Source organism: Vibrio sp. 10N.222.55.B11 (assembly GCF_041473705.1).
GTDB lineage: Bacteria > Pseudomonadota > Gammaproteobacteria > Enterobacterales > Vibrionaceae > Vibrio > Vibrio crassostreae_C.
On record NZ_JBFRST010000181.1, the window covers coordinates 1 to 258 of the forward strand.

General features: G+C 50.0%; 1 protein-coding gene. It reads right to left on the bottom strand.

The window, feature by feature from the left end:
* Positions 1-258, bottom strand: a 258-nt coding sequence (locus tag AB4503_RS25630; protein WP_372115934.1) for a hypothetical protein, incomplete at both ends; no start/stop codon positions are given.

Below are 258 nucleotides of genomic sequence, written 5' to 3' on the forward strand. Positions count from 1 at the left end.
ATCGAGTCCCGCCATGGTGGCGAACGCTTCAGTGCGAGTAAATTTTTGCCAGCGTTCTTTCGCCTCGGCAATATCTTCCGGTTGGTAAGCGGTCATTAGGCGTTGGACTTGTGGTTGTTCAAACTGTTTTTCTAGGTAATTCTGGAAGCCTTGAATTGAATTGGCCGTAAAGCTGGCACTGCCAGAGTCGAGGCGCGTTTGAGTATTCGAGAGGGCGTTCAAGTCCGATTGGCTTTGCAATGCACTTGCACCAAGAGA